This is a genomic window from Nonomuraea jiangxiensis, from assembly GCF_900099965.1.
In the GTDB taxonomy this organism is placed as follows: Bacteria; Actinomycetota; Actinomycetes; order Streptosporangiales; family Streptosporangiaceae; genus Nonomuraea; species Nonomuraea jiangxiensis.
Genome location: NZ_FNDJ01000034.1, coordinates 101,243 through 122,630, shown reverse-complemented (window position 1 = coordinate 122,630; position 21,388 = coordinate 101,243). Strand labels below are relative to the sequence as shown.

At 71.5% G+C, this 21,388-nt stretch carries 25 protein-coding genes; 17 read left to right on the top strand and 8 right to left on the bottom strand.

Translation table 11 applies throughout. The features are described 5' to 3' along the window. The 4 genes from BLS95_RS46290 to BLS95_RS46275 form a co-directional block, all read right to left on the bottom strand. A partial coding sequence (locus BLS95_RS46290; protein ID WP_143044184.1) for an MFS transporter occupies positions 1–472 on the bottom strand: 472 nt, incomplete at its 3' end. A gap of 165 nt (positions 473–637) precedes the next feature. Beyond that, positions 638–1,363: an IclR family transcriptional regulator gene (locus tag BLS95_RS46285; protein WP_090945991.1), complete on the bottom strand. Its 726-nt coding sequence runs from the start codon at positions 1,361–1,363 to the stop codon at positions 638–640. Continuing rightward, entirely contained in the window at positions 1,360–2,133 is a 774-nt protein-coding gene (locus tag BLS95_RS46280; RefSeq protein WP_090945990.1) for an IclR family transcriptional regulator, read from the bottom strand. Before BLS95_RS46280 ends, BLS95_RS46285 begins: the two co-directional genes overlap by 4 nt. A 64-nt stretch (positions 2,134–2,197) precedes the next feature. Next, positions 2,198–2,758, bottom strand: a complete 561-nt coding sequence (locus tag BLS95_RS46275) for a nuclear transport factor 2 family protein (protein ID WP_090945989.1) — start codon at positions 2,756–2,758, stop codon at positions 2,198–2,200. Between the two features lie 274 nt (positions 2,759–3,032). Between BLS95_RS46275 and BLS95_RS46270 the strand changes: the two genes are divergently transcribed. Further along, complete coding sequence (locus BLS95_RS46270) at positions 3,033–3,593, top strand: nuclear transport factor 2 family protein (RefSeq protein ID WP_090945988.1); 561 nt, start codon at positions 3,033–3,035, stop codon at positions 3,591–3,593. A 466-nt stretch (positions 3,594–4,059) separates the two neighbouring features. Here the strand turns inward: BLS95_RS46270 and BLS95_RS46265 are convergent, their stop codons facing one another. The 4 genes from BLS95_RS46265 to BLS95_RS46255 are packed head-to-tail and all read right to left on the bottom strand — an operon-like array spanning position 4,060 to position 6,434. Further along, on the bottom strand, positions 4,060–4,995 hold the full coding sequence (locus tag BLS95_RS46265) for a cytochrome d ubiquinol oxidase subunit II (RefSeq protein ID WP_090945987.1): 936 nt from the start codon (positions 4,993–4,995) through the stop codon (positions 4,060–4,062). Further along, positions 4,995–5,789 carry a cytochrome ubiquinol oxidase subunit I gene (locus BLS95_RS59385; RefSeq protein WP_281250119.1) on the bottom strand — a complete coding sequence of 265 codons (795 nt, stop codon included), beginning with the start codon at positions 5,787–5,789 and terminating at the stop codon, positions 4,995–4,997. Before BLS95_RS59385 ends, BLS95_RS46265 begins: the two co-directional genes overlap by 1 nt. Further along, positions 5,675–6,247, bottom strand: coding sequence for a cytochrome ubiquinol oxidase subunit I (locus tag BLS95_RS58610; protein ID WP_281250118.1), 573 nt, complete (start codon positions 6,245–6,247; stop codon positions 5,675–5,677). Before BLS95_RS58610 ends, BLS95_RS59385 begins: the two co-directional genes overlap by 115 nt. 4 nt (positions 6,248–6,251) lie before the next feature. Continuing rightward, entirely contained in the window at positions 6,252–6,434 is a 183-nt protein-coding gene (locus BLS95_RS46255; protein WP_090945986.1) for a hypothetical protein, read from the bottom strand. 334 nt (positions 6,435–6,768) lie between these two features. Here BLS95_RS46255 and BLS95_RS46250 point away from each other — a divergent pair, with 334 nt between their 5' ends. From BLS95_RS46250 to BLS95_RS46180, 16 genes are all read left to right on the top strand, one after another. Further along, entirely contained in the window at positions 6,769–7,485 is a 717-nt protein-coding gene (locus BLS95_RS46250) for a LuxR C-terminal-related transcriptional regulator (protein ID WP_090945985.1), read from the top strand. A 164-nt stretch (positions 7,486–7,649) separates the two neighbouring features. Continuing rightward, on the top strand, positions 7,650–8,027 hold the full coding sequence (locus BLS95_RS46245) for a hypothetical protein (protein WP_090945984.1): 378 nt from the start codon (positions 7,650–7,652) through the stop codon (positions 8,025–8,027). Next, on the top strand, positions 8,024–8,839 hold the full coding sequence (locus BLS95_RS46240; RefSeq protein WP_090945983.1) for a hypothetical protein: 816 nt from the start codon (positions 8,024–8,026) through the stop codon (positions 8,837–8,839). The genes BLS95_RS46245 and BLS95_RS46240 overlap by 4 nt, the downstream gene beginning before the upstream one ends. 223 nt (positions 8,840–9,062) lie before the next feature. Next, entirely contained in the window at positions 9,063–10,502 is a 1,440-nt protein-coding gene (locus tag BLS95_RS46235) for a hypothetical protein (RefSeq protein WP_218136317.1), read from the top strand. A gap of 14 nt (positions 10,503–10,516) precedes the next feature. Continuing rightward, positions 10,517–10,909 (top strand): hypothetical protein, encoded by a 393-nt coding sequence (locus BLS95_RS46230; protein ID WP_090945982.1) that lies wholly within the window; start codon positions 10,517–10,519, stop codon positions 10,907–10,909. Between the two features lie 2 nt (positions 10,910–10,911). Next, positions 10,912–11,079, top strand: a complete 168-nt coding sequence (locus BLS95_RS56350) for a hypothetical protein (RefSeq protein ID WP_176993746.1) — start codon at positions 10,912–10,914, stop codon at positions 11,077–11,079. After that, the gene (locus BLS95_RS46225; RefSeq protein ID WP_090945981.1) at positions 11,076–11,579 is read left to right on the top strand and encodes a hypothetical protein; all 504 of its coding nucleotides are present in this window, start codon (positions 11,076–11,078) and stop codon (positions 11,577–11,579) included. The genes BLS95_RS56350 and BLS95_RS46225 overlap by 4 nt, the downstream gene beginning before the upstream one ends. A gap of 26 nt (positions 11,580–11,605) precedes the next feature. Next, on the top strand, positions 11,606–11,989 hold the full coding sequence (locus BLS95_RS46220) for a hypothetical protein (protein WP_143044183.1): 384 nt from the start codon (positions 11,606–11,608) through the stop codon (positions 11,987–11,989). After that, entirely contained in the window at positions 11,986–13,659 is a 1,674-nt protein-coding gene (locus BLS95_RS46215; RefSeq protein WP_090945979.1) for a hypothetical protein, read from the top strand. Before BLS95_RS46220 ends, BLS95_RS46215 begins: the two co-directional genes overlap by 4 nt. Beyond that, on the top strand, positions 13,659–14,003 hold the full coding sequence (locus BLS95_RS46210) for a hypothetical protein (protein WP_143044182.1): 345 nt from the start codon (positions 13,659–13,661) through the stop codon (positions 14,001–14,003). Before BLS95_RS46215 ends, BLS95_RS46210 begins: the two co-directional genes overlap by 1 nt. Next, positions 14,000–14,467, top strand: a complete 468-nt coding sequence (locus BLS95_RS46205; RefSeq protein WP_090945977.1) for a hypothetical protein — start codon at positions 14,000–14,002, stop codon at positions 14,465–14,467. The genes BLS95_RS46210 and BLS95_RS46205 overlap by 4 nt, the downstream gene beginning before the upstream one ends. 3 nt (positions 14,468–14,470) lie before the next feature. Further along, positions 14,471–15,787 carry a baseplate J/gp47 family protein gene (locus BLS95_RS46200; protein WP_090945976.1) on the top strand — a complete coding sequence of 439 codons (1,317 nt, stop codon included), beginning with the start codon at positions 14,471–14,473 and terminating at the stop codon, positions 15,785–15,787. Further along, the gene (locus BLS95_RS46195) at positions 15,784–18,870 is read left to right on the top strand and encodes a LamG domain-containing protein (protein ID WP_090945975.1); all 3,087 of its coding nucleotides are present in this window, start codon (positions 15,784–15,786) and stop codon (positions 18,868–18,870) included. Before BLS95_RS46200 ends, BLS95_RS46195 begins: the two co-directional genes overlap by 4 nt. Then, positions 18,863–19,348 (top strand): hypothetical protein, encoded by a 486-nt coding sequence (locus BLS95_RS46190; protein ID WP_090945974.1) that lies wholly within the window; start codon positions 18,863–18,865, stop codon positions 19,346–19,348. The genes BLS95_RS46195 and BLS95_RS46190 overlap by 8 nt, the downstream gene beginning before the upstream one ends. 31 nt (positions 19,349–19,379) lie before the next feature. After that, positions 19,380–20,816: a hypothetical protein gene (locus BLS95_RS46185; protein WP_090945973.1), complete on the top strand. Its 1,437-nt coding sequence runs from the start codon at positions 19,380–19,382 to the stop codon at positions 20,814–20,816. Between the two features lie 4 nt (positions 20,817–20,820). Beyond that, positions 20,821–21,384, top strand: a complete 564-nt coding sequence (locus BLS95_RS46180; protein ID WP_090945972.1) for a hypothetical protein — start codon at positions 20,821–20,823, stop codon at positions 21,382–21,384. Positions 21,385–21,388 lie beyond the last annotated feature (4 nt).

Sequence of the window (21,388 nt, the reverse complement as noted above, 5' to 3'; positions counted from 1 at the left end):
ACCAGACGCCCCGCCGGTTGGACGGTGCGGTCTCGGTGATGAACGTGCCGGCGCCCGCGAACTCGCCGCCGATCGAGATGCCCTGGAGTGAACGGAGGACGACGAGCAGGATCGGGGCGGCGATGCCGATCGCCGTGTAGTTCGGCAGCACGCCGATGAGCGCCGTCGAGACGCTCATGAGGATGATCGCCCAGACGAGCGCGTTCTTCCGGCCGTAGCGGTCTCCGACGTAGCCCCAGAGGAAGCCGCCGACGGGCCGGAAGAAGAAGGTGACGCCGAAGACGGCGAGCGACGACAGCAGCTGCGCCGAGGCGTCTCCTGGGAAGAAGTTCGCGCCGATGATCGCGGCCATGAAGCCGTACGAGCCGAAGTCGACGTACTCGATGTAGTTGCCGAAGACGGCCGAGACGGCCGAACGCTTCGCGCCGGGGCGTGTTTTTGCGGTGGTGCTTGCTGGTGTAGCGGTAGCCATTGGGCTTCCTCCAACCTCGTCCGTGAGGCTTCGCCGGAGCGCCCCCAATCGACCGACGTGCGCACGGTGTTCCGGCAAGGATGTGCCTTGGGACACAGTCTTAGCAGATGAACATGGAGTCCGCCAAGCAAGAATTTCCGGGATGTGAGCCGGCTACCGCGATCCCTACACCCCGGACAGCCGCTCCACGCCGGCGCGCAACTCCGCGACGAACTCGTCGCAGTGCTTGCGGATGTCCTCGACGAGTCCGCCGAGCGACAGCGCGCCGCGCAGCGTGCCGTCGGGCGCCAGGATCGGCACACCGACCGCGCCGATGCCGATCGTGACGTCCTCCTCGGACAGCGCATAGCCATCGCGCCGGATCCGCTCCCGGTCGGCCGCGAGCTCGTCGTAGTCGATGATCGTCTTTTCGGTGCGCCGCCGCCGGTCACCCTCGGGCAGCGGCACCCCGTATGCCGCGAACGTCCGCCCGGCCGCGCCGACGTGCAGCGGCATCATGCTTCCCGGCCGGTAGGCGAGCACGTCGATCGCCCGGCCCTGGCACCAGTCGACGCACAGGGCGCTCGAGCCGTACGGGACGCTGAGGTAGGCCGTCTGACCGGTGCGTTCGACGAGGTGCGCCAGCACCTCCGGTGCGCCACGCCATTCCAGCATGCCGGCGCGGGCCGCGTCGGCCAGGGCGAGCCACCGCGTGGAGAGCCGCACCCTGGAGTCGGGCAGCAGCTCGACCATCCCGACGGCGGCGAGACCTTCGCAGAGGCGGTAGATGCTCGGTCGCGGCACCCCGATCCGAGTGGCGACGTCGACGAGCGGGAGGGCGCCCTCGCCGGCCAGCAGCTCGATGAGCTCCGTCGCGTTCGCCAGCACCCGCATCGGCGCGGCCCCGCTCACGCGACCTCCTCGCCGCCGAAGCCGAGCGATCGGCTGACCGCTGCCGCGCAGGCGGCGACGCGGGGACCGTTCTCGGGCACATCGAGCACCCGGGAGCGGAGCCCCCCGATGGACACCGCGGCCTCGAGCTCGCCCCGGTGGTTGAAGACCGGCGCGCCGATCGCCGCGATGCCGACCGTCACGTCGCCGTCGGACTCCGCCCAGCCGCGGGCCCGGATCTCTTCGATCTCGTTCTCCAGCTCCCTGCCGAGCGGCCCTCGCGGCCCGCCGGGAAGCGCCGCGAGCCCGGCCTTGACGAAAAGCCGCTCTTCGAGAGGCAGGTGGGCCAGCAGCGCCTTCGGTGCTCCCCCGACGTTGAGCATGAGGGAGTCGCCGACCCGGAAGTTGAGGGAGTGCACGTCGGGACCCTCGAGCCGCTCTATGCACACCCCTGTGAGGCCGCGGCGCACGCAAAGGTAGGACGTCGCGCCGGTTTCGGCGCGCAGCTCGCGAAGATGAGGAATGGCGCGCTCGCGGACGTCGACGAAGTCCTCCGCCAGCCCGCCGATGCGTATGAAGAAGAGGCCGAGCCGGTAGAGACCGCGTTTGGAGCCCCGCTCCACCCAGCCGATCTGCTTGAGGTCGGCGAGTAAACGGTAGGTGGAGCTCAATGGCTCGTTCACGGCCTCGGCAAGCTGCGCGACGGTGGACTCGCCGTCGCGGCTGAGCACGCGCACGAGCGAATCGGCCTTCCAGATGATTTCCAGCCCTGGGCGGTCAACGGCCTCCATGCCCACATATTCTCACAGGGCGGACTGATCCTCGGCGGCGCTCACTCGATGTCGGGCAGGTCGGTCAGGGGCAGGTGAGCGCCGGGTTCGCCGGCCCCATGTCCTGTTTGGCCTGCTCCGGGGTCGCACCGAAGTGCGGGCCCTTCACCGTGCGGTGCGACAGGTAGATCCACCGGTTGCCATGCTTTTCGTAGACCCGCTCGTACCACACGGTGAAGTAGGCGTTCGGGGTGCCGGCGTTGGCCACCTGGCTGGCGAGGTAGCGGCCGTACGTGATCGCCACGTCACCGTGCAACTCGGCCTTGATGTTGTCGAACTTGATGCAGGAGTAGGCCTTGCCGGCGACCCGCGGCAGGAAGGTCGCCTTGTTATCGACGAGTGACGGCTTCTCGCCATAGGTCCACTGGTCGCCGTGGGTCATCATGAAGTCGGGAGACATGACCTTGTCGACGGCGTGGACGTCGCCGGCGACGACGAGGTCACCCACCTTCTGGTCAAGCGCCAGCACCTGCTGCTCGTCCGTGGGGTGCTCGGTTGCTGCTCCCTGGGCCGTCGCGGCCGTACCGCCCAGCAGTACGACCGACGCGAGCGTGACAGCCACCGACATTCGGGCTGTTGCTTTCATGGGGCGCTCCTCCTTGAGATGCGGGTGCCTCGTGGCTTCCCTGCGCTACCGGCGCTTTCGTCTCGGCCTCAGACCTCCGCGCGCCCGGTCGGCTCAGCCTGCCTGAGGGACTGATCACTCCGCAAGAGTCTTTTTCGCTCAATGGACAGTTGTCCATTGGGTGGTAATTAGCCCTTGTGATCGGCCGCAACCGCGGGCACACTGACGGAACGGCGCGACGGAGGCGAGCACGCCCCACGCGCCGGACCCCCCAGAGCACCAAGCGAGGAGCGCCATGAAATCCGTAACCCGCACCGCGGTCGCCGCCGCGTCCGCCTGCGCCCTCCTGCTGGTCGGCACGGCGGCGAATGCGGGCGCCTCACCTGGCGGCAAGCCCACGGACGAACAGTCGGTCATCGACTTCGAGCACCGGTTCGCCGATTGGGTCGTGGCCGGTGACGTCGACGCGGTGGACCGGGTGCTCGCCCCCGACTTCCAGATGACCCACGGCGACCAGTGGACCAACGGCGGAACCCCGTCCGCTGTCGACGACCGCCAGACCTTCCTCGGTCGGGTCGCCGGCAAGTCGTACGGGTGCTTCGAGTTCGACAACGTCAAGACCGAGATGCACGGCAAGGTCGCGATCACGTACGGCCGCTACCTCGGCACCGTGCCGATGTGGGCCGGCACTCCCCGGGCCTTCTTCTCGGTCTGGTACGAACGCGTCTACCAGAAGCACGGCAACTCGTGGACGTATCTGTCCCACCGCACGGTGAAGGGCGCTCACTACGGCGCGACCGCCGCCGAGGCACTCGACGGCATGGGACCGGCCAACCCGTCCCTCACCTGCGCCTGACCAGCGCTTCCAGACACCGGGCAGCGCCTCCGCCAGGGTGGTTACGCCGGCCCCCGGGAAGCGCAAGCGTCAGGCCGAGCATCGGCCACTGCCGCCCGCGACGGCGCAGGGGCCCGATGCACCGTCGGGCAGCGGCGGGCCGCAAAGAGCGCCCTGCGGCCGTCAACCCGGCAGGACCACGCAACGCCCATCCGTCTCCCGGTGCTGGCGTCCCGTCCCTTGCCAACCGGTCGCCGGTTACCGCCGTGGGCAAATCCACACACCTCGCGGACCGCGCTGGAAGCAGCGGTCCGCACCCGGCTGATCCCGGTCAACCCGGCCAACGGCGCCGAACTGCCGCATCCCCGGCGACCGCATGCGGTGATCCGGACCTCCGGGCGAGCGGCCCGGTGGCGGGGAGAACCGGCCGGGCTGCACTTGCAGGCCGCAGAGCTGGCAGTGACGCACCAGCGGGGGCCGGGGTGGGTCAGAAGAAGGTGACGGAGCGGTCGGACAGGCGGTGGCGGTGGATCCACCACAGGATCACCTGGCCGGCGATCAGCACCGGCAGCGCCGGCAGCAGCACGATCGTGATCCGCTGGAGCGTGCTGGGTTCGGCGGCCTCGGCCAGTATGCGTCCCGCCATCAGGGCCCCCGCCGTGAAGGGCACCGCTACCGTGGCCACGGTCGTCGCCGCGAACGTCAGGGCGTCCTTGCCTTTCCTGAGCGCGTACCAGGCGACGCCGGCGGCGATCGGGGCGACGGTGCCCAGGACGAAGGCGATGGGCGTGATGTCGTCGGCGACCAGCGGCGCCGTACCGATGAAGGCCACCATCAGCACGACCACGGGCAGCACGACGCGCCCGGCCACGTGCCTGGCCCGCTCGCGCAGCTCGCCGTGCGTCCGCGCGACCAGGAACGCCGCGCCGTGCAGCAGGAACACCGCCACCACGGCGAGCATGCCGAGCAGCCCGTACGGATTCAGCACCCACACCCCGCTCCCGGCCGGCCCCTGGACGGCGTTGCCCAGGAACAGCCCGGCTGCGCCGGCGAACACCACGCTCGCGCCCGCCATGACGGCCTCCCACCGCGTCCGCCAGCGGCGTCCGGGACGGCGGGAGCGGAACCACATGCCCATGTCCCGCGCCAGCCACGCCGCGATCAGCAGCACCAACGTGGGATAGAGCGAGGTGAACAGCCGCGCCTCGGTGTCGGGGAAGGCCACCGCGAGCGTGCCCGCGAAGGCGATCAACCAGACCTCGTTGGCCAGGAAGAACGGCCCGATGGCGGCGATCACCCGGCGCCGGGCCGGCGGGTCGTCGCGCAGCGCGCCCATGACCATGCCCGCGCCGATGCTGAACCCGTCGAGCGCGAACCAGCCGGCCAGGAGCAGGCCGACGACGAGCAACCAGACGATGTCCATCAACGCTCCCCGGCGGGTTCTGGTACGTGGTCCTCGGACTCGCCCAGCGTGCGCCCGAGCATCACGTCGTCTGGATCCTTGCGCGCGGCCCTGGCGATCAACCGGTATCCGACGACCACCAGCGTGAGGTAGAGCGAGGTGAAGACGACCAGTGAGATGAACATGTTCGTGGTGCTCACCTCGGAGACGGCCTCGCTGGTGGGCAGCACGTCATAGATGATCCAGGGTTGCCGCCCGATCTCCCGCACCACCCAGCCGATGATCGTGGTGATGAAGGGCAGCGGGATCGTCCAGACCCCGACGGCGAGCAGGAACCGGCGTTTCTCGATCCGGCCGTGGCCGAGCAGGACGATGGGAATGAGCGCGAACAGCACGTAGAGGTAGGCGACCGACAGCATCACCGTCACGGCTATCGTGATCCAGTCGGGCGCCACGTAATTCCCCGGGCCGTGCTCGGCCACCATGCGCGCCGCGACCGCCGCGGTCTCGTCGCTGCCCGGCAGTTTGGTCGCCTGGTTGCGCACCACCCACAGCACCTGGGCGTCGCCGAAGCCGATGGTGAAGAAGGTGGCGATGTATCCGACCGTCAGCCCCAGCCGCATGGAGTAGCGGAAGAACGGCACCTCGCCCGTGCCCCGGCGGAAATGCCAGGCGCTCACGCCGGCCATGAAGAAACCGCTCACCATGAGCGCGGCGGGCAGAACGTGCCCGACGGCCAGCAGCGCGGCCGGATTGGTGAACACCGCGCCGACGTCGACCATGCGCAGGCCATCGCCGTCGCGTACGAAACCCACCGGGTTCTGCAGAAATCCGTTCGCGACGACGATGAGATAGGCGGAGGCCAGCGCCGAGCGCCGACGATGTAGAACGAGATCAGGTGCAGCACCTTCGGCATTTTTCCCCAGCCGAAAATCCAGAGGCCGAGGAACGTCGATTCGACGAAGAACGCGAACAGAGTTTCCATCGCCAGCGGGGCGCCGAAGAGCTCACCGGCGAAGTGCGTGAGGCCGCTCCAGTTGAGGCTGAATTGGAACTCCAGCAATAATCCGGAGATGATGCCGAGTCCGTAGTTGATGACGTAGATCTGACCCCAGAACTTCGTCAGCCGCTCGTGCAGCGGGTTGCCCGTCCTGACCCATCTGGTCTGCAGAAACGCGATCAACGGCGCCAGGCCGAGGGTCAGGGCGACGAAGAGGAAGTGCAGGCTGGTGGTGATGCCGAATTCGAGCCGGGCGAGGGTGAGCGCATCCATTGCCTCAGCGCCTGGGCCGCCTGAATATGGCGAACTCGACCACGACCCCGAGCAGCGCCCCACCGCCGAAGGCGATCAGCTCGTCGATTCCGAGACCGCTGTCCCGGTTCATCAGCAGTGAGACGACCACGTTGCCGATGACGATGCCGGCGATGATGCTATAAGGGGGGCTCGGAAACGCGATCATCCCCAGGGATAAGGCACGCGTCATACTCAGGGTCCGAACGCGCTACTTCTCAAGGGGGAGACCGAACAGGGCGCCGATCCCCTTGTGGAGGGTTCGCCGCCGGTCGGGCGCGTGACCGGGGGCATCGGGAGGCGGGTCGCGAGCTCGCGGCGCGCCTCGTGCTGGGGAAATCCCTGGGGTCGACCCTGAGGCGGAGTCACCGCGCGTCGCTCTACCCTCACGACGGCGGAACAGCCGAGGGGATGGCGGCGCCACTTGCCGTGAGGTGTCGTCGCGTTTCAGGGGAGGGCCGCCCACTCCCCCGACGCACTCGGCCCAGGGTGGAGGTGGACCGATGACGCTCTCGGCGATGCGGGACGAAAATACGGCGGCGAATGGTCGGCGGGCGGGTCAGCCGATGTTCACCGATCTCGCTTTACTCATCGTCGACGATGTGTGCCTCTATCGGGAAGGACTGGCGAGCGTCCTCGCCCGGCAGGACGGCATCGGCAAGGTCCTGACGGCCATCGATACAGCCACCGCGGTCGCCGCGGTCACCGCCGAGGTTCCCGATCTCGTACTGGCGAATGTGGATGTTCTCAGCGACGGCGTGCTGCTGGGTGCCGCCGCAGCGCTGACCCCGGCCCCGCGGACCATAGCGCTCGGCGTCAGCGAGTCGGAGGCCGAGGTCGTAGCCTGTGCCGAGGCGGGAGTGCACGGCTACCTGCTGCGCTCGGAATCGCTCGACCACCTGCTGCGCCTCATGCGCGCGGTGGCCGCCGGCGAGACGCTGTGCAGCCCCAGGATGACCGCCCTGCTCATGCGGCGGGTCGCCACGCTCGCCTCCGAGCGGCGTCCGGTGCCGCGGGCCCCGGCCCTCACCGACCGCGAGGACCAGGTCCTCGGGCTGCTGGATCTAGGCCTTTCGAACCAGGAGATCGGCGACCGCCTCGGCATCGGCGTGCGCACCGTGAAGAACCACGTGCACCACATCCTGGAAAAGACGGGAGCACGCCGGCGCGGCGAGGCCGTCGCCAACTTCCGCAGGACGCGGCGGGCCCCGGCCGACTGAGGCCGATCCAAGGAAACGGGTCCAAGCAAGCGGGTCCAAGCAAGCGGTCCAAGCAAGCGGTCCAAGGAAGCGGGTCCGAGGAGGCGGGTCCAGCACCCGGCAGGCGAAGGTACTGGATCCTCCGGTCCTTTCGGGCCGCCCGGGCGGTTGGGCACGATGTCCGCGTGACCGTGACCGTGACTGTGGCGGTGACCCGGCTGCCGGGGCTGCTCGCCGACGTGGTCCGCGAGGCATTCGCGGACGATCCGCTCGTACGGGTCGACCCGCTCCGGCATGCCGACCGGGACGGCATCGACGCCGCGATCGAGCGGCAGACGCCGGACGTGGTCATCGTCGGCGTGCCGGCCGGTAGCACCGACGCGGGCCTGCCCTGCGACCTCCTGCTGAGGCATCGCGACCTGGTCGTCCTCACGCTCTCGACGGACGCCCGGTCGGCCTGGATGTGCGAGCTCCGGCCGTCGGCGCGCCCGATCCGGGAGGTCTCGCCGGCCGGGCTGCGGGAGGTCGTGCACGCCATGCTCGACGGGAGGCCACGGTCGTGAGCGTTTTCGTCGACGAGCAGATGGTGCGGCTGCGAAACCCGGCACAGCTGGCCGCGTTGGTGGACCCGCCGGGCGACCCCGGGCACGCCCGGGTCCGCGCGCTGCTGGCCGCGATGTACACCATGGACTTCGCGACCGTCCGGGGCGTCTCGGACGTACGCGTGCGGCGGGCGGAGTTCCAGCGGCCCGTCGTCGCCTCCCGGCGTACCATCGGAAGCTGGTTTCAGTCGACGCCCGCCTACACCAGGACCGAGCTCACGCTGGAGCGGCACGATCCGCTGTCGCCGGTCTGGGTGGATCTGTCGGCCGAGATCGACCTGTCGTTGCTGCTGGAGATCGACGGCGGCGAGGTGGAGTCGATCGTCACGCGGGAGATCACCGGGGTGACCAGCCTGGAGGACTTCCGCAGCCGGTTCCGCTTCCTCGACCTGGACGCGTTCATGCGGGAGCACGGCATCACCACCGTTGACGGGCTGCGCGAGGCGTTCCACTACCTGCTCACCGAGATCCACCTGCGCACCCTGGGACCGTTCGACCCGGACGATCCGGCGAACCGGCACCGGTACGAGCTGCGGCTGGCGATGCTCATCCGGGACACCGTGGACGTCGCGTCCGCCCTGCGCGACGCGAAGCTGGCACGGGCCGCCGTGGAGAGCGCGGTCCTCCCGGGCAAGCCCGACGAGGCGGAGATCCGGACACCGTACGCGCCGGTGGTCCTCATGCCCGCGGCGGCCGCCCCGGGCGGGCCGCTGAGCACGGCCGCCCTGGAGTCGTTCTTCGCCGCCGAAGGAGTGCTCGCCCTCTTCGTCTGACGCCCGGCACCGGGGATGGAGGAGACATGCCCGAACAGCAGCGAGGCACGCCGGCCGAACGATCGGCGCCCGCCACAACACGGGACGAGGAGACCGGCGCGGCCGAGAGCCCCGACGCCCGGCAAGCCGGCCCCGCCCTCCGCACTCAGCCGCGAGCAGCAGGCGCGGCTGCGGCGCAGGCTAGCGGCCGAATTCCACTGAGCGAGCACGGAGAAGAGCATCGATGACTGTCCGATATATCCGGGTGAACCCGGTTGCCGACCTGTTCGCGCCGGCGGTGCGCGCCTTCGGCAACATCGCAGTGGTGGGTCAGGTCCGGCCCGCCGTCGCGGCGCCGGCCGCGCCGACCGCCGCGGCGGTCACCGGCGCAGGGCTGGGGATCGGCACCTACCGGTACGCGGTGACGATGGTGACCGCCCAGGGGGAGACCGAGACCGGCGCCGAGGCCACGGTCGCCACCACCGCCGGCAACCAGGTCGTCAACGTCACCGCCATCCCGACCGGCGGGGCCGGCACGAACACCGTGGCGCGCCGGCTCTACCGCACGGCCGTCAACGGGACTGCGGGCTCCGGGCGGCTGCTGGCGACGATCGAGGACAACACCACCACCACGTTCACCGACACAGCGGCGGACGCGAGGCTGGGTGCCGAGCCGCCCATCGCCCGCCCGAACACACCGATCGCCTTCACCGATCCGGCCGAGGCCCGCCGCCGCGCCCCGGGCGACCTGGGCGAGGCCATCGCGCTCGCCTTCGCGCAGTCGCCGGGGCCCACGCTGGTCTACGGCGTGCGGACGGCCGCCGGACCGGACTGGGCGGCGGCCATCAACGCGGTCGCGCCACTCGACGCGCAGCTCGTCGCGCTCGCGAACACGGCTCTCGACGCCACTACCGGCGCCGCGCCCGGTGGCGCGATCGTCCTGCTGGCCAACCACGTCAGCAGCGTCTCCAACACCGGCGGGGACGGCAAGGAGCGGATGGGCGTGGCCATGCTCGCCAAGGGAGCCACGGCGACCGGCGTCGTCACCGGGGCGCTGGCCAACGAGCGGATGATCTACATCGCCCACAAGAGCGACCAGGACGCGGCGGCGGCCCTGGCCGGGATGATCGCCGGTTACGAGCCGCACATCTCGATGCTGCTCAAGCCGGTCAACATCACCAGCGCGGACTTCACGCCTTCGGAGATCGCGGCCATCAACGGCACCGAGACCTTCGCGAGCGGTCCGGCCGGGAACGGCGTGAACTGGCTGGTCGATCCGGTGCTGATTCCCGGGCACGGGACCTATCTGGGCGAGGGCTACACCGGCAATCCCGGTGGCAAGAAATACATCGACATCGTACGCACCGTCGACGACGTCTCGTTCCGCGTGAAGGCGCAGCTCATCAAGACGATCGGGATCCTGCGCGTGAGCCGCTCCGGGCTGCGCGCGCTGGAGGCCCAGATGGAGGCGGTGCTCCAGCCCCTGGTGCGGAGCGAGGTGATCGAGGGCTTCACGATCACCACGCCGCTCAAGGTGCTGCTCGACAAGGACCCCAACACGTTGACCGAGGCTGAGCTCAACCGGGTCAACGACGCGCAGAGCCAGCGCGTGGTCGAGGTCCTGGTCTCCGTCGACTACGCCGGGGCGATCCATCGCCTGTCGATCACGCTCAAGTTCGTGTAGGAGGACCCGCGACCATGGCCGACTGGAATACGCGCCTCGAGGTCAAGCTCGGCAATCGGACGATCACCCCGATCACGAACTTCACACCCACCTTCAACGTGCCGCACACCGTGGTGCACAGCCTGGAGCAGGACAACACCGGCTATGTACGGCAGCCCTTCACCTTCACCTTCACGATGACCGTGCCGGCGATCGCGGCGACCGTGGCCGACCTCACCGAGCTGGCGGTCAACGGCACCGAGTTCGCCATCACGGTGGCCGAGAAGCGGGGCACCGACTGGGCGTTCAACGCCATGAAGTTCGCCCGGTGCGTGGTCACCTCGGCGTCCCCCAGCAACGTGGTCATCGACGGCGTGCCGCAGGCGAACTTCACCTGCATGGCGCTGACCGTCGGCGTGGAGGACTGACCGTGGCCGGCTCCGGCGACACCGCCCTCCCGGCCGGCGACGGCGCGGTGGTCCACTACTACTTCCCGGTCGAGGTCGAGGTCGTCGGCGACGCGAACGACGCGCTGGTGCAGCGGGTCGTCTCCGAGGTCTTCGCCGAGCTCGACCGTGAGCTGGCGAGCCGGCAGTGACCGCCAACCCGCCGGTGCTGGTCGGCGCCGTCCCGCTGTTCCACGTGCAGAGCATGACGATCAGCCAGGGCTACCGGATCGAGCGGATCATGGGCAGCCGCTGGTCGCAAGCGACCCAGCCGACCGTGAAGACGATCGCGATCGAGGCCGTCCTTATCGGGCCGGACCGGCTGCTCGTCAAAAAGGCGCTGGAGGCGATGGCGCTGACCAGCCGGGCGCTCGCCGCGACCGCCGCGCCGCTGATGGCGGTGGCCGGCATCCCGGTGGTGTCCGGCCTGACGATCAGCCTGGACATGCAGATCACCGACCTGCGGATCACGCAGAGCACGACGAAGCGGGAGGCGCTGGACGTCTCGATGAGCCTGCACCACGTGCCCCGCTCCAACCTCTCGGCGCTCGCCGGCGAGGCGGCGGACCTCGCGCTCGCGGCAGGCACGGCGATCTCCCGGGCCGCGCCGCCGCCCAGCCCGGCACCGCGCAGCCCCGGCCCGCCGCTCTAGTTCCTCGTATCCCATCTGGAGACCGGATGAGCGAACCACGATTCCTGCGGCTGCCAGTGAACCCCGACGAGGGTTTCCCGCAGTCGTTCCGGCTTTCGTTCGAAGGCCGCAGCTACGTTTTCGGCCTCCAGGTCACGATCGCCGAGGAGGTCCTGCCGGACGTGAACGCCCCGGCCGGCCTCAACGCCGTGGTGAGCCTGCCGGGCGACGGCGCCTTCCTGGTGGTGACCGTGGTCCGGGAGGGGATCGCCGGGGGCGTACCACTGCTGCGCCGCAAGGTGATCCCCGGCATGGTGTACCACGCGGGCGAGCTCGCGCTGGTGTTCCGCACGATCCGGATCGCGCTGGGCAACCTGCACGGCTTCGGCCGCTGGGGTTCCGAGGTGGTGGCGGGGGTGGCGCTGCCATGAGCCTGGTGCTGTGGCATCGCGTACGCATCGAGCAGGCCTCCGGCGGTGGCGGCCTGACCCAGGCGATCGCCTCCTTCGCCGGATTCGGCCTGCCGCTCACGGTGAGCAACGACGTGTACGCCGGCGGGATCGTCGTCGACGCGAAGGTGACCGTCGAGATGGGCGAGGGCGCGACCGCCGACACGTTCCGCGTCACCCTCTACGACCTGCCCGCCGCAGCGGTCCGGCAGCTCCGGTCGAGCTACCCGTCGGACGGGCTGAAGGTGACGATCCGGCTCGGATACTTCGACGACCTGGGCACCCGGTTCGGCTCGCGGCCGGTGATGACCGGGCGGGTCATGAGGGTGACCACCGGGATCGGCGACGGCGGGGTGACCGAGACGGTCATCGAGGGCCAGGAGGAGGCCGGTTACCTGCTGCGCGGCAAGCGGGCCCGGCTGGACCGGCCGGCCGCGCTGCCCCGGCTCAAGCTGGTCCGCGACCTGCTGCCAGAAGGCGTCGAGCTGGCGCCCGGCTCGACGATCCCCGGGTCGGTCGGCGACATCAGCGTCTGCTCCGGCAACACCCTCACCGCGCTGCGGCAGCTCGCCGCCGACGCCGACGTACCCATCATCGTGCGGGACGGCTCGGTCCTGCTCGGCGACGCGGTCGGGCGGGAGCTCGCGCCCGTCCGAGTCGACCCGGACCAGAACCTGGTCGCCCGGGCGGACGCCCAGACCGAGAGCCCGGACGTGCCGGCGGAGAGCACGACGGCGGCCGTGCGTACCGGCCTGGAGGTCACCGTTCTCGGGCACCCCGAGCTGCGGGCCGGGCAGACCGTCACGGTCACCGGCCTGGACGACGTGCCGGCCGGCCCGCTGCGGATCGGCCGGATCACCCACACGTACGGCACGACCACCGGCTACACGTGCAAGCTCACGCTCACCGCGGTCGCGCCGGGCAAGCGGGCCCGGGTCACCGGCGGCGTGCGCGGTGTGGTGGACCGTGTCCAGGACGTGGTCGAGCGGGGCCGATCCGACCACCCGGCGATCGACGTGGGCGAGGTGACCGCGTACCGCCCGGGCAAGGACGGCAGGCACCTCACGGACCTCAACTACGGACAGCACCCGCAGCCCGACGTGTCCACGCCGAGCGTCGCGAGCCCGGTCGACGACGACGTGAAGCTGCACGGCAAGCCGCTCTCGGCGCCGTTCGCGTTCCACAGGGTCGGCCTGGTGACCCCGGTCTATCCGGGGATGCGCGCCCTGCTCGCGCACAACCGGGGCGCGGTCGACGACGCCGTGGTCGCCGGCTGGCTCTGGTCGCGGCGGTCGGGTCACGAGCCGCCCGGCAACGAGCCCGGCGACTACTGGCTCGCCCTGCCCACCGAGCTCGACCAGGACGGCTTGCCCACCGGCAAGGGCGCCAACGACCTGATCGACGCCACCGGCCGCCGGGTCGTCCAGGTGCGCGCGCTGCATGTGCTGGTCGGCGGCTCGAAACTGCCGGAGGTCGGGAAGCGGCCGACGGCGCCGGCCGACGACACGGTGACCATCGAGCACCACTCCGGCACCAAGATCGAGATCTCGTCCCAGGGCGAGGTCACCATCACCACCGACCACAAGACGCTGACCCTCACCAACGGGCAGGTGTCGCTCAAGCTCGACGGCGCGAAGGTGGCGGTGTCCTGATGCCTGCCGTGCTGACCACCGCCGCCCAGCTCGTCTGCGCCCACCAGGGACAGCTGGTGGTCCAGGCGTCCACCTCGGCGCTGACCGTCGGCGGGGCGCCTGTGCTGGTGCAGGCGGACCTCCTCGCCGCGACAGTGTCCGGCTGCAAGAACACCAAGACCGACCTCGGGCAGAAGCCCTGCCTCAAGGTGACGTCGATCATCGCCGGGCGGAGCAGCACGCTGACGGTGTCCGGTCAGCCGGTGATGCTGGAGACGGCGCAGGGGCTCACCGACGCGGTCCCGCCGCAACCGGTGCTGTGGCAGGTCCGCGGCGCCGGCCAGAGCGTGCTGGAGGCGTCATGACCAGCCCCGCCCCGCCGACCGGGGACATCCTGTTCGGCTCCAGCTTCCGGCTCGTGGACGGCGACCTCGTGCTCGCCGCGGACCACCGCGGCGGCGAGCCGCAGCTGGTGCACGGCCTCGCGAACCTCGAGCAGGCGCTCACCCTGCGGCTGCTCACCCCGTTCGGCACCGATCCGGTCAACACCGGATACGGGCTGGACGTGCGGGGCGCGTTCACCGGCGGCGACAACCGGCGCACGGTCAAGGAGCTGATCCGGCTCGAAGTGGTGCGGACGCTCGGCTCCGATCCGCGTGTCCTCGAGGTCGCCGAAGTGCTGTTCGACGACGACCCGCAGTTCGTGGCCCAGGTCGTGGCGGCCGGCGGGCGTCCGTCCGACCACCGCACGAGGCTGTGGCAGGTGCTCGTGACCGTGGAGACGATCCAGAACGTCACGACGTCGGTCCTGGTCGATGTGGAGTTCTGAGCGATGACCGAGTACGGGGTGACCAGGGACGGCTTCGTCCTCAAGGGCTTCGATGCCATCCTGGGCGACACCAGGGAGCGGGCCCGGCAGATGTGGGCCACCCTCGGGCTGACGGCCGACCTCACCGCCACCAGCCCACTGGCCAAGCTGATCGAGGCGGCGGCCTTGGAGGACGCCGAGCTGTGGAAGCGGCTGGAGGACTTCTACTACAGCGGGTACGTGTCCACCGCGACCGGGGACAGCCTCGACCTGCTCGGCAGCGACGCCGGCCTGCGCCGCCGCGAGCTGTTCGCCACCGGAAGGGTCACGCTGACGCTCACCGGGGGCCTGCCCGGCCGGACCTACGTCGTGCCGGAGGGCACCATCCTGCTGGCCCCGGCCCGCGGGCAGTCCTTCGCGACCACGGCCACGGCCGAGCTCACCGCCGGCACGCCGGCGCAGCTCGTGGCGGTGCAGGCCCTCGCCCGCGGCTCCGGAGGCAACGTGCCGCAGGGCACGATCACCGTGATCGATCCCCAGTACCGCGCGGTCTACCTGGCCGATTTCGGTCCCGCCGGCGTGACCGTGATCAATGAGTCCGATCTCGGCGGCGGGGACGCCCGCGAGGACGACGACACCTACCGCGGCCGGCAGCTCGGCATCGCCCGCACCCTCTGGACCGCCGAGGCCGCCCGGCAGGCCGTACTCGACGTCGACGGCGTCGTCGACGTGCTGCTCTCCGACCCGTTCGGCGGCGTGGACGTCTCGCAGAGCATCTTCAACGAGTTCGCCTTCGGCGAGCGGCTGTTCAGCGCCGAGCGGCGGATCGGCGAGCCGTACACCTTCGACGTGGTGGTGGCGCACGAGTTCCGCTGGCCGTGGCGGACCACCGGCGCGGTACGCGGCGTCTTCGAACGGGTCCAGGAGGTGATGGAGCGGATCCGGCCGCCCGGGGTGCACCCGAACGTCATCGAGGCCGACCACATCGACGTCGGCGTGCGGGCCCTCGTGGTGGTCGAGCGCGGCTCCGATGAGGCGGCGCTGGCCCGGGCGATCCGCTCCCGGCTCGCCGGCGCCCTCGGCGACCTGCGGCTCGGCGGCGACGTGCTGTACAGCCAGGTGGTCAGGACCGTGGTCGAGGTCGACGGCGTGCTCGACGTCCAGCGCCTGCACCTGCGCCGCCACCCGGCGGCGTTCGGCCGGATCACCTTCGGCGAGGTGGCGTTCCACACCACCACGGTGCAGGCCGCGGTCGGGCAGAACCTGGTGATGGGCCCGACCGAGCTGCCGGTCTTCCGCCCCGACGCCGACCTGCACGACCTGGAGCTGGTGACGCCGTGACGCTGCCCGCCCACCTCGAGCTCGCCTCACTCGCCCGCGGCGCCGCGGGCCGGATGTCCCGGCGCCTCACCGTGCCCTTCGCGGCCGGCGGCGACGTGCTGCACCTGGCGCTGACCCCGGCCGCGGGCGCGCCGGAGTCGGCCGACGTCGGCCGCTACGACTTCACCGATCACATAGCCCGCTTCGGTGCCACGCCCACCCCGTCGTACGTGGTGCGGACCCTGCGGGATCTCGACCGCGACACCCTGCTGACCGTACGCGTGGCGGACCCGGCCCTGGGCGGCGGCGCGGCCGTCGCGGAGGTGGTCCTCCCGGCCGGCACCCTGGCCGGCGAGTCGGTTCCGCTGCTCCTGCCCGCCGACGCCACCGACGCCGCCCGGCTCACCCGGCTCACCGTCGCCCGGAGAGCCGGGCCCGGCTTCGCCGCCGCGCCCGGCGCGGTGGCGGACGAGTGGGCGGTCACCGCCCTGCTCGGCCACACCGCCCGCCTGCTCTGGGTGCTCGGCGCCGAGCGGGACCTGCTACGCCGCCACATCGCCAGGACCGCGACCCAGCGGCAGCTGGCCACCGCGATCGGCGTGAGCCTCGACCTGATCGGCGCCGACGTGGCCGTCCCGCGCTTCCCGCCGCTGGCCTACTCGATGGACGACGACACCGTCGCGCTCTACCACCTGGACGACGCGCCCGGCGCACCGATCGCCGTGGAGGACTTCACCGGCCGGTTCCCCGGCCGTTCCGCGCACCACGGGACGCCCTCGGGCAGCGTCACCCTGGGCGCCCTCGGGCGGTATGGCACCGCCGCCGCGTTCACCGGCCCCGGCGCCGTGACGGTCGCCTCGCATACCGCCTTCGACGTTCCCACGAACGCCGCGCTGACCGCCGAGTGCTTCGTCAAACCGGACGCGGACGGCCCGGACGCCCGGATCCTCGCCCGGCGCGGCGCGACCGGCGCCGGTTGGTCGATCGAGCTGGGCGCGTTCGGCCGCGGGCTGCCCCGGATCGTACGCGCCACCGTCTCGGACGGCACCCGCGAACAGGTGCTGCACAGCGGCCGGTCGCTGCGGACCGACCGGTTCACGCACGTCGCCGTCGTCGTCGACCGAGCCGAGGGCTCGGTCGCGCTCTGGGTGGACGGCGAGCGGGCCGACCTGCGGCCCATCGGGGCGCTCGGCCCGCTCACCGCCGCGCAGCCGGTGGTGATCGGCCCGGGGGCGGGCGCGGCACTGCGGGCCACGATCGACGAGGTACGGATCAGCCGGGTGGCCCGCCGGACCTTTGCCCCCGCGCTCGGCGAGCACGACGAGCACTACCGCCGCCGGCTGGGCATCTTCCGGCGCTGGACGCTGCCCACTCCGGCCGCGCTCACGGCGGTGCTCAACGACGCGGTCGGCCCGATCGGCGGCGTCGCGAACCCGCTCGTCGTGGACGACGCCGACTCCCCGACCGACCGCGGCCACCTCGTCGTCCGGGTGGTGCCGGTGGCGCTCCCGCCGGGCGAGAGCATGGACGCGACCGGCCGCCGCGGGGTGCCGCCGGAGGAGGAACTGTACGGCGACGCGGACGACCTCACCATCGACCCGGTGCTGCTACTGCGGCACGACGCGGCCGACGTCGACTACGGGCCCGCGACGACCGGCGACCCGCATCTCATGCAACCGCCGCTGGCCCGGATGGTCGACCGGCTGCGCACGATCGCCGCCGCCGAGGCCGCGGGCCGCCTGCGCATCGCGAGCGCCTGGACCCCCGGCGCCCCGGACGCCCGCGCGGCCGGCCGCGCCGTCGTCCTGCGGCACAGCGCGATCGCCGTGTCCGAACTCGCCGCGCTCGCCCACCGGGCGGGCTTCCTGCTGGTGCGGACCCTGCCGGACGCGACCGGCGTCTACGCCTCCTGCGCTCCTGGCACGCCGATCGTCCTCGGCCGGCCGGGCGCCGCGCCCGACGCGGACCTCACCGTCGACGTCGGCGCGACCATCACCGTGGCCGCCTCGCCGGTGCCGCCAGGACCGGCCGAGGTGCGCTGGTCGGTGGCCGCCGGCGGGGTGCGGGTCACCCCGGCCGCCGCCGCGGGACAGGCCACCGTGAACGGCGTGACCCCGGGTCCGGCCGTCGTCACGCTCGACGTGGTCTACGAGGGGTTCGCCGCCACCGCCTCGGTCGCGGTGCGCGTGCTGCCGACGACCCTCGCCGAAGGCTCGTCGATCGCCGCCGACGGCACCCTGGGCGCGGGCCCCGAGGTGGCGGGCGCGCCCGCCGAGCGGTTCGACCCGGCCCTCCTCCAAAGGTTCACCGCCCCCTTCGTCACCCTCACCACCCCGGACGCGGGCCGGATCCAGCCCGGCACGGCCGACCGGCTGCGCACGCTGCTGACCGGCCTCACCGGCACGCTCACCCTGCGCTCCGGTTTCGTCCCGGTGCCGGCCGGCGGCGCGCCGACGCTCGCCTCCCAGGGGCGGGCGCTCACCATGCGGCACTCCAATCTGGCCGCCGGCCGGCTCGCGGCGCTGGCGCACGCCGCCGGGTTCAGCTGGGTCACCGTGGACGGCGCCGACGTCAAGGTGCTGCACCGGCCCGAGGACCTGATCGTGGTCCGCGGGCCCGACCTGGTCGAGGAGGGCACGACCATCACCCTCCAGGCGGTGCCCGGCCCCTCAGCGGTCTCGGCGACCACCCGCCTGCACTGGTCCACCGGGCCGCTGGACCCCACGGCCGGGCGGGCGGACGTGGCGAGCCCGGCGCTGCCCGCCCTCCAACTGACCGGCCGGCAGGCCGGCCGGGTCTGGGTGCAGGCGGCGTTCCGCGAGGCCGGGGCGACCGGCCCGTACGCGATGCGGGTGCGGCTGACCAGCGCCGTGCCGGCCGGCGCCACGATCACCCGCGACCAGTACGACCTGATCATGAACGTCGTGCACGCCCTGCACCCGCTCGGCGTCGAGGTGCTGACCCGCGACATCCGCCCGGCCGTCGTCGAGCTGGCCGGCCGGCCGTCGCTCGACCCCGACTACACGTATCCCAAGTTCCGGCTCCACCGCTCCACCGCGCGGCTGCGTACGGAACAACTCCGAAAGGACCTCGAGCATGGCTAGCGTTTCGTTCACCCCGACGTTCCGCCACACCGACTACGTGGACAACCGGGACCGGGTGCAGGCGGGCGGCCCGAACGGGTTCAACGCGCGGTTCCGGGCCCTCCAGGAGGACCTCGGCAAGCTGTCCGAGGTGATCACCCAGGTCGACGGCGCGCTCCAGCAGCGGCCCACGGCCGGGATGCTGATCGACGCGACGGTCACGATCCCCGCCTTCAACGCCGGGCCCCCGTCCACCGGCGGCGTGTTCGACGTCCAGCTCGGCGCGCTGCTGCCGCTGACCAGCCACGCCTTCCACTTCGTCAGCGTCCGCCCGGGCGCGGCCTTCCTGAACGCACAGGTCACCTGGGAGGAGGTCGCCTTCGCGGCGGACACGGGTGCGGGCGCGCCGCTGATCGCCCGCATGCTCCGCCTCCGGCACCAGAGGCCCGTCGCCGTCACGGTCTCGGTCCGCGTCCTGCGGCTCGAACTGCAGGACTGACACCCCCACCATCCGAGGAAAGGACACGTCGATGCCGTCGCAGAAATGCCTCGAAAACGTCAACAGCCTGCCGCCACCGGCGAACGTCTGGTGCGGAGACGACATCTGCGCCGCGGTCCAGCAGACCGTGGACCGCCACTGCGAACTGAACGGTTACCGGCCGGACGACCCGTGGATCATCTTCGCCGGCAACCCGCCCACCCAGTGCGCGTGCTGCTGCAGCTGTTACGGCCAGGACACGCCGATCGAGGCGCAGCCCGGCGTCTTCGTGAAGGTGCAGGACATCCGGACCGGCGACACCATCCTCGCGGCCGGCAAGGGCCTGGTGTGGCAGCCCGCGCAGGTCGCCTTCGCCTCCGGCATGCAGACCGCCCAGCCCGCCTACTCGGTCCTGAACGTCATCTACCGCTTCGACCGGAACGACGTCCGCGTCCTGCAGGTGACCGACGACACCCTGTTCCTGATGACCACCGGCCTGCTCAAGTCGGCCGAGGTGCTGGTGCCCGGCGACCGGCTGCGCCGCGCCGACGGCGGTGAGGCCGAGATCATCGGCCCGGTCACCAAGACCCTGGCGGTCGGCGTGTACTCCATCGAGATGGGCCCGTTCGACGGCGTCAACCTCGACGGCCACCTGCTCAACTCGTACGGCGTGGTCACCGCCGACCTCTCGGTGCAGCGCGTGCACAGCCGCGGCGACCTGCGGAACATCGACGTCATCGACCAGATCGTGCTCGAAATGGACACCCCGGTGGCGGGCACCGAGGAGTACCTGACCCGGAACCGGCCGACCAAGACGTTCCTCGAGGAGGCGAAGGCGGCCGGCATCCGCCTCGACCCGACCGCCCTGGAACCTCCCCGGCCACTGGTCACGGTCCCGCCCGAGGCGAAAGGCTTCTTCCACCCCGAGCAGGCCGAGCGGATCCGCGCCACGGTTCCGCTGTTCTCCTCGACCAACACATTCCGCATCACCGTGGCGCAGAAGATGATCGACCTGGCCCGGCCGCGGCACGACGACGTGGTCATGCTGATCGATTGGAACAACAGCCTGCCGGGCGCGTACGCGTGGACCCAGCTCCGCCAGAGGTACGTGGTCGTCACCGGCGGCCTGCTGCGGATCAAGGCGCTCACCGAGGCGGGGCTCGCGCTGGTGCTCACCCACGTGCTGGCCTACCACGAGGGCGCCGCATGCGTGGGCGAGGCCGACCACACGGCCATCAACGACCTGCGGCGGATCTGGCCGCCCTCGCTCTTCCCGATGATGTGCGAGCGGGCCGTCGAGGAGATCAGGAGCATTTTCCGGCACGTGGACGAGACCGCCGCCCGGGAGAACCCGGAGGACCGCTGCGAGCGCCCGTCGCTGGACTGCCGGATGAAGGCCTACGTCGCCGCCATGGGCATGCAACCGGTGCCCGACTGTGCCCTGCCGCCGCACGACGAGCGGGACGACGGGTCCCCGCGGAGGAGCTGACGCCATGCTGACCGAACTCGAGGAGAAGCTGGACGGCCTGGAGTGGGAGCAGGCCCGGGTAGCGGCGGCCGAGTACGTCGGGCTGCCCGGCCCGCTCCCGGCACCCGCGCTGCGCCGGGCCATGGTGGAGGACCGCTACTGCCTCGTCCTGCTGGCCTTTCGGGGAAACCTGCCGCGCCTGAAAGAGCTGGTCACCCACCCGGACAACCGCGCGTACGAGCTGCCCGAGGACTCCGCTCCGGCCGCGACGACGGCGAACCGCTCCACCGCCGGGCTGGTGATCGAGGCGGGCAAGGCGCTCAACCGCTGGGCCGGGGCCGGCTTCCGCACCGTGGACCAGGAGACGTACGAGCGGCGGACGGCGGCCTGCGCGGGCTGCCCCGAGCTGATCGAGCCGCCGGTCAGGTGGGTCTACAAGGTGGCCCTGGCCACGGCGGGCGACGACCGGGTCTGCGGCGCCTGCGGATGCGTGGCCTCCCGCAAGGCCCGCCTGGCCACCGAGCGCTGCCCGCGCCGTGACCCGGCCCGGCCCGAGCTGAGCCGCTGGGACGAGCCGTTCGCGGACTGACGGG